Below are 6,658 nucleotides of genomic sequence, written 5' to 3' on the forward strand. Positions count from 1 at the left end.
TGGTGGGGAAACAGCCTGCCGGCGCAAGCACTGCTTGATCGCCGTTGCGGCTGGGTATGGATGGACGATAGCAGCGCAAGCGGCCTCTGCATCGGTTCGGTGAACATTCGTGAGACATTGAATAAAATTGAGAAACCGGCGCGCTGTTTCAGCGACAATGAGGGAACTCAAGCACCGTCTCTGCCACTCAGCGCGGCGCCCGCCCGCGCATAGCCGCCCTGATGGAACCGGCTCATGGCCAGTCGCCACTGATGGCCATGAACATGCAAATCAACCGCTTCAGCAACAACAACGCGCCCGAGACGCCGGCGCCGGTGCGCCACCACGCCCGGCACGTGAGCCGGCAAGGGGTGTTGTCCGCCAACGTCGCCACGGCCACCGAACTGACGCCGCTCGACGCCATCAACGGCCAGGCCGGGGTGCGGGAAGGCGTGCACTTCAAGCGGCGCACGCTGAGCCAGCGCGCCGCCACGCCCACGCGCCAGCCACGGCAGCCGAGCAAGAAGGAGACGCAGAAAAAGTCGCGGCTCGACGCCAGCTACCAGGAAGGCGACGACGATGACGATCTGCTCAACATGTCGCCGGTGGAAGACACGCTGGACATGCTGCGCGAGGACAGCGGCCGCGCGCGCCAGGAAGAGGTCGAGGCCATGCTGGCGGAATATTTCCAGCCCATGCAGCGCTACAACATCCTGCACGACGCGCTGGAAAAGCTGGAAGACCAGCCCATCAGCAAGATGAAGAAAAATTCGCTCAGGAACGCGCTCAATGAAATGATGAGCGAGCTGATGGAGCGTCATCCGCACGAGATGCGCCGCGCGCTGCAGGAGTCGGATGAACTGGTGAACTCGCTCGAGGCCATGGCCGGCCAGGACGGCGAATCCCGGAAGCTGCCATCGACGCGCGACCTGCGCTTCCTGATCGGCGCCAAAACCCGGGGCAACTTCGACGCGCCGCTGTCGCCGCTGACGATGCTGAAAGCCCTGATCAAGAATTTCGGTCCCGACAAATGCCTGAATGCGATGACCAGCCTGCGCTCGCGCATGATGTCGGGTTTTTGATGCGCCCCCAGGAGAGACGATAGTGAAATCCGACTTGCGAAAAAACCCCCAGCGCAGCATGGGACGGTACTGGCTCACCATGTCCGATGCGTCGGCGTTCACGCTGGTGCGTTCCAGCGTGACCCTGGCCGAAGCCTTGCGCCGCGACCTGGCCGAGAAACTCAAGGTGGTGGCCGAGCCGAGTCCGGTGGAAATCGCCACCGTGCTGCTGACCGCCGCCGAAGCCGGCTGGGGCAAGGGCAAGGCCAACCAGTTGATCACGCAGATCGTCGGCAGCCACAAGCCGGACATCGAACAGCGGGGCGGCATCTGCCTGTTCCTGCGCGACACGCTGGCCCAGCTGCCGCTGACCTTGTGGCCGCAGGACAAGCTGCCGGCGCGCCGCGAGCTGCTCGAGGAACTGGCGCGGCAAGTCAGCCTGGCGCACGCCGACGTGCCGACCTTGCCCACGCGCGATGAAATCCGCGAGCAGGAATGGCGCGACCAGATCGCCGGCTTGCGCCGCGAAGCGCAGCGCCAAGCGTAAGGCGGGCGCGGCAGTTTAACCGGGAGAGGAGGGAAGAATGGAAGAATTGCTCAATGTACTGGCGTCGGAAGCGCGCATGCAGCAGGCCGTGGCCATGAACACGCTGGAGAACGGCATGCACGTGTTTGTCTATCCGCTGGACAGCGGCATGCTGGTGGCGCTGGGCGCGAGTCCGGACATGGGATTGCAGGCCGCGGCCGTGCTGAAGAAGCGGGCCGACGACCTGCCGCGCTTCGGCGCCTGGCTGCCGGCCATGTTCAACGACGGCAGCCTGTACCTGCTGCGCCGCATGACCGAACACGGCGACGACATGTCCTCGCTGTCGGCCGAACAATGGGACGCGGCCGGGGAGTTGCTCAGTTGATCAGCCGTCAATCCGGTGTCGTCGACCGGGCCAGGCATCTCGACGTCGGCGAACTGGCCGAAATCCATCGCGTCGCCGAAACCGAACCGGTCCCCAGGGCGCGCGCCGACCTGCTGTCCGCCGAAGAAGACCTGTCGCTGCCGGCCGAGGCGTTTCCGGCCGATCCTGCGATGGCGCTGCTGACCGGCGTGCTGGGCGCGCAACTGAGCACCGACAACCGCGTCTGGCGCGGCGATCCGGTGCCGGGCCTGCGCGGCCTGGAGCGGCTGCTGCTGGCCCACGCGCTGGCGCAGGAGCCGGCCGGGCGCAGCCCCTGCCTGCAGGCGATCCGCGTGGTCGAGCTGGCGGTGCTGTGGCGCTTGCGCTGGCAACAGATGCGGCGCAGCGACGTCGAAGTCAACCTTACCCCACAACAAGAGGTGTCCGATGAGGAAACGAGTCCCGCGTGAGACCATGGCGGACGAGCTGCAGCTGGCCATCGGCCTGGTCTGGGGCCATCTGAACGCCTACCAGTACGAGGAGGCGCATCAGCTGGCCAGCGGCTGCCTGCAACTGTGGCCGGACGAGCCGCGGCTGTTCATGATGGCCGCCTTCGCCGCGGCCGAATTGCTGGAGCCGGTGGACCGGGAGCGCTTGCTGGCCATGCGCACGCCGCAGAACCAGGCCTGGATCGCGCTGGTGCTGCGGCGGCTGGAGTGGCATGAGCCGGCGGCGCACGGGGAGCACGCATGAAGGCGATGGGCGTGGTGCTGCTGCTGAACAAATTCTCGGCGCGGCTGGCACAGCGCGCCGAACTGCTGGCCGCCGGGCTGGTGATCGGCATCGTCTTCATGCTGGTGCTGCCGATGCCGGTATGGCTGCTCGACATGCTGATCGCGCTGAGCCTGTGCGCCTCCGGGCTGATCGTGGTGGTGGCCATGTACATGGCAGGTCCCACCGCATTCTCGACCTTTCCGGCGGTGTTGCTGCTGACCACGCTGTTCCGCCTGGCCATATCGGTCTCGACCACGCGCCTGATCCTGCTCGAAGGCGACGCCGGCCATATCGTTGAAACCTTCGGTAATTTCGTCGTCGGCGGCAACCTGGTGGTCGGCCTGGTGATCTTCCTGATCCTGACCGTGGTGCAGTTCATCGTCATCACCAAGGGTTCGGAGCGGGTCTCGGAAGTGTCGGCCCGCTTTTCGCTCGACGCCATGCCGGGCAAGCAGATGTCGATCGACAGCGACTTGCGCGCCGGCATCCTGACCGCCGAGGAGGCCAAGAGCAAGCGCGCCACGCTGGGCCAGGAAAGCCAGTTGCACGGCGCCATGGACGGCGCGATGAAATTCGTCAAGGGCGACGCCATCGCCGGCCTGTGCATCGTGTTCATCAACCTGATCGGCGGCATTTCGATCGGCATCGTCCAGCACAATATGGACGCGGCCGAGGCGATGCGCGTGTATTCCATCCTGTCGATCGGCGACGCCCTGATCGCCCAGATTCCTGCGCTGCTGATCTCGCTGGGCGCCGGCATCATCACCACCCGCGTCAGCAAGGATGACGGCGAGGAGGGCGAGACCAACATCGGCCGCGACATCGTCGGCGAACTGTTCGCCGAACCGAAGGCGCTGCTGACGGCGGCCGGCATCATGCTGCTGTTCGGCCTGATCCCGGGCATGCCGACGCTGGTGTTCATCGGCCTGGCGTGCGGACTGTGCCTGGCCGGCGTGATCGGCCTGCTCAAGCCGCTGGCCGACGCCGAGCTGCAGCGCGAGTCGGACGAGCTGGAACGCAAGAACGCCGGCATCGTCGACCTCACCAATTTCTCGGCCACCACGCCCTTCCTGCTGCGCATGCCCGAAGCGCTGCGCAGCACGCCGCAGGCCGAGGTGATCCGGTCGGCCGTGCGCATCATGCGCAACGGCATGCTGGAGCGGCGCGGCATTCCCGATCTGAAGCCGATCGAATTCGAATTCAACGACAGCACGCCGGCCGGGCGGGTGCAGTTCATGATGGCCGAGGTGCCGTTGGTCGACGACGAGATGCTGCTGGGCTGGGCCGCCACCCGCGAGCCGCTGGAACGGGTGCAGGAACTGGGCTTCACCGCGATGGAACGCAATATCGCCGGTTCGCGCCGGCGCCGGGTCTGGCTGCGCATCGACGACGAGGAGCAGCTGATCCTGGCCGGCATCCAGTTCCAGCGTTGGGAGCAGGTGTTCGCCGCCGACATCGAAGTGGAAATGCTGCGCAATTGCCAGATGTTCGTCGGCGTCAACGAGGTGATCCGGTTCACCCGCTGGGCCGAGCGCCGCTATCCCGAGCTGGGCAAGGAAGTGATCAAGACAGTGACGCTGCCGCGCCTGACCGAGGTGGTGCAGCGCCTCACGCGCGAAGGGGTGTCGCTGCGTAATGCCCGCCTGCTGCTGGAAACCACGCTGGATTGGGCGCCCAAGGAGCGCGACCCGGACGTGATCGCCGACTATGTGCGGCTGGCCTACAAACGGCAGCTGTGTCACGAAGTCGCGCGCGACGGCCTGATCGAGGTGATCCTGCTGTCGCCGGAACTGGAAGACCAACTGCGCAATTCCATGCGGCAGACCAGCCAGGGCAGCTACCTCGACATCGATTCCGAGCTCGAGCAGATGCTGCTGGACCGGCTGGAGCAGCTCTCCACCAACGTCAGCACCCCGATCACGCCGCCGGTGCTGGTGACGGCGGCCGACATCCGCCGCTCGGTGCGCAAGCTGATCGAAGAGGAATTCTTCCCTGTGCCGGTGTTTGCCTTCTCCGAGCTGACCCAGCATGCCAAGGTCAAGCCGGTCGGCATGATCGAGCTCTAAGCGGTCCGGCGGCGGCGGAACTTCGGCGGCGGCGCCGACATATACCTGTATTCATCGGCCGCGCGCGCCATTCCGGCGCCTGGGGAATTCCCTGCCGGCCGCCACGGTTGCTCCAAAGGGGGAGCGGCATTACTTTTTTAGGATCATCATCATGAACATATCAGAGCTTATGGCGCAGTCGTTCCATGCGGCGCTGGGCATCGGAGGCGCGTCTGCGCCCGCGCAGGGAGAAGCGCCGCGGCGTCAGCGCATGCCGGTCGGACTGCGGTCCATAGCGAACGCGGCGGACAGTTTCACGCCTGCCCGGCTAGGCAACTTGATGCGCGACTTCGGCCTGGACGACGCCAGCATCGCGGTGGCGACGCAGGAATCGGCCCGCATCATGCAGGAGCAGGTCGGCCACTTCCTCGGCACCATCGGACGCCGCGCCGAGCAGCATCAGCCGGCGGGGCCGGAATCGCGGGATGGCGAGCACCATCCCGATCAGCCGGGACCGCCGCCAGGGAGCAGGCCACCATCCCGCGCGGCCAGCACGTCCACCGCGTCCGAACCGGACGAGCCGCCACCGCCGCCGCCGCGCCATCCAGTGCCGGCACAGCGCCATCCAGCGCTTGCCAGGATGTCGGACGAAGAATATTTGAAATTTATGCATGACCGCGACCACTACGTCGATATCGGCAGCAAGAATTCGCTGGCCTTGATCGGCGGCAGCGGGGGTAACAAGCGGCCGCCGTACTTGCGCGACCACGACCATGCGTCCAGCGCCGGCGACGGCGCTTCCAGCGCGGGCGACAGCGACGTGGATGACGATGACCACCACAGCTGATCCCGGTTCCCGCCTGACCGCCTGTCCCTGCCCGACGACTAACCACGGAGTGTCACCATGAGCCTTCCTTTGAAAGAAATACCGCGCAACCAAAGCTTGCCGATGAGCGAAGAGCAGGCGCTGCACATCATCGAACGCGCCAGCAAGGATCAGTTCCTGGCCCAGGACATCGAGCAGCTGCGCGACAAATGCTGCCTGTTCGTCAACGACATCATGCGCGAAGTGAACCTGGCGCTGGCGCAGCAAGACAAGCGGGTGCCGGCGCTGTTGCGCAGCAAGGAGGACACCGCCATCTCGCTGCGCGGCGCCGCGCGCGAGCGCGAACGCCTGGCCCAGCAGCGGCGCGAACTGGCCGAGGCGATGGTCATCGGCGCTCTGCTCAACAGTAACAATCCGGACTGGAACCCGCTCGACCCGGCCACCGACCGCAGCAGGGGCAGCCTGCTGCTGGCATTGCTGCGGTCGGCGCTGCCGTGATGCGGCATGCCGGCGTCGGGGAACCGGCGCCGGCCAACTCCCACTCATCGATATTCCCAGTGAATTCAGATGGAGCACGATCATGTATGAATTAAGAATTTTAAACGGCTACCACCGCGGGGCGACGCTGCCGCTGCGGCTGGATGAAGGCGAACACGTCGTCGGCAGCGCCGACGATGCCGACGTGGTGCTGGCCGACCCCGGCGTGCGCGAGCGTCACGCCAGCGTCGCGCTGTCCGGTTCGGGCTGGACGCTGCGTGTGCTCGATGGCGAGATACGCGGCGCCCAGGACAACCAGACCCGCGAAGAGCTGCAACTGAACCCCGGCGACGCCGCCCGCGTCGGCCAGATCTGGCTGACGGTGGCCATGCAGGACAGCGCATGGCAGGAACCGCCGCCAACCCCGGTGGACGTGCCGGCGCCGCAGGAAGCGGCAGCCGACATGGCCGCCACATCGGCGGACCCGGAGCAGGGCGCGCCGGCCGACGCGCTGCACTATATGGACGATGGCGCGAAAAACGCCAAGGCCAGCATCATCCACATCGAGGGCGATGCCGACCATCCGGTCAATCGCGGCACGCTGTG

Annotated in this window: 8 protein-coding genes and 1 pseudogene; all 9 read left to right on the forward strand. The window is 66.2% G+C overall.

Features of this window, described 5'->3' with window-relative positions; genetic code table 11:
* Window positions 1-257: 257 nt before the first annotated feature.
* A complete protein-coding gene (locus tag ABWW33_RS21460; protein ID WP_353403669.1) occupies window positions 258-1,061 on the forward strand; it encodes a hypothetical protein in 804 nt (267 codons plus the stop codon).
* A 34-nt stretch (window positions 1,062-1,095) separates the two neighbouring features.
* Window positions 1,096-1,587, forward strand: a complete 492-nt coding sequence (locus ABWW33_RS21465) for a hypothetical protein (protein ID WP_353403670.1) — start codon at window positions 1,096-1,098, stop codon at window positions 1,585-1,587.
* 37 nt (window positions 1,588-1,624) lie between these two features.
* A complete protein-coding gene (locus ABWW33_RS21470; protein WP_176650705.1) occupies window positions 1,625-1,951 on the forward strand; it encodes a hypothetical protein in 327 nt (108 codons plus the stop codon).
* Window positions 1,948-2,400: a hypothetical protein gene (locus ABWW33_RS21475; protein ID WP_353403671.1), complete on the forward strand. Its 453-nt coding sequence runs from the start codon at window positions 1,948-1,950 to the stop codon at window positions 2,398-2,400. The genes ABWW33_RS21470 and ABWW33_RS21475 overlap by 4 nt, the downstream gene beginning before the upstream one ends.
* The gene (locus ABWW33_RS21480) at window positions 2,378-2,683 is read left to right on the forward strand and encodes a hypothetical protein (protein WP_353403672.1); all 306 of its coding nucleotides are present in this window, start codon (window positions 2,378-2,380) and stop codon (window positions 2,681-2,683) included. The genes ABWW33_RS21475 and ABWW33_RS21480 overlap by 23 nt, the downstream gene beginning before the upstream one ends.
* A complete protein-coding gene (sctV, locus tag ABWW33_RS21485) occupies window positions 2,680-4,770 on the forward strand; it encodes a type III secretion system export apparatus subunit SctV (protein ID WP_353403673.1) in 2,091 nt (696 codons plus the stop codon). The genes ABWW33_RS21480 and sctV overlap by 4 nt, the downstream gene beginning before the upstream one ends.
* 151 nt (window positions 4,771-4,921) lie before the next feature.
* Window positions 4,922-5,596 (forward strand): hypothetical protein, encoded by a 675-nt coding sequence (locus ABWW33_RS21490; RefSeq protein WP_353403674.1) that lies wholly within the window; start codon window positions 4,922-4,924, stop codon window positions 5,594-5,596.
* Between the two features lie 57 nt (window positions 5,597-5,653).
* Window positions 5,654-6,073 (forward strand): hypothetical protein, encoded by a 420-nt coding sequence (locus ABWW33_RS21495; protein ID WP_353403675.1) that lies wholly within the window; start codon window positions 5,654-5,656, stop codon window positions 6,071-6,073.
* Between the two features lie 82 nt (window positions 6,074-6,155).
* Window positions 6,156-6,386 (forward strand): annotated as a pseudogene (locus ABWW33_RS33130) (FHA domain-containing protein); the annotation flags it as partial.
* Window positions 6,387-6,658: the final 272 nt, after the last annotated feature.

Source organism: Duganella hordei (genome assembly GCF_040369125.1).
GTDB lineage: Bacteria > Pseudomonadota > Gammaproteobacteria > Burkholderiales > Burkholderiaceae_D > Rugamonas > Rugamonas hordei.

Coding starts and splice junctions, on each gene's coding strand:
- ABWW33_RS21470 (WP_176650705.1), top strand. CDS start 1,625: ATGGAAGAATTGCTCAATGTACTGGCGTCGGAAGCGCGCATGCAGCAG.
- ABWW33_RS21490 (WP_353403674.1), top strand. CDS start 4,922: ATGAACATATCAGAGCTTATGGCGCAGTCGTTCCATGCGGCGCTGGGC.
- ABWW33_RS21460 (WP_353403669.1), top strand. CDS start 258: ATGAACATGCAAATCAACCGCTTCAGCAACAACAACGCGCCCGAGACG.
- ABWW33_RS21495 (WP_353403675.1), top strand. CDS start 5,654: ATGAGCCTTCCTTTGAAAGAAATACCGCGCAACCAAAGCTTGCCGATG.
- ABWW33_RS21480 (WP_353403672.1), top strand. CDS start 2,378: ATGAGGAAACGAGTCCCGCGTGAGACCATGGCGGACGAGCTGCAGCTG.
- sctV (WP_353403673.1), top strand. CDS start 2,680: ATGAAGGCGATGGGCGTGGTGCTGCTGCTGAACAAATTCTCGGCGCGG.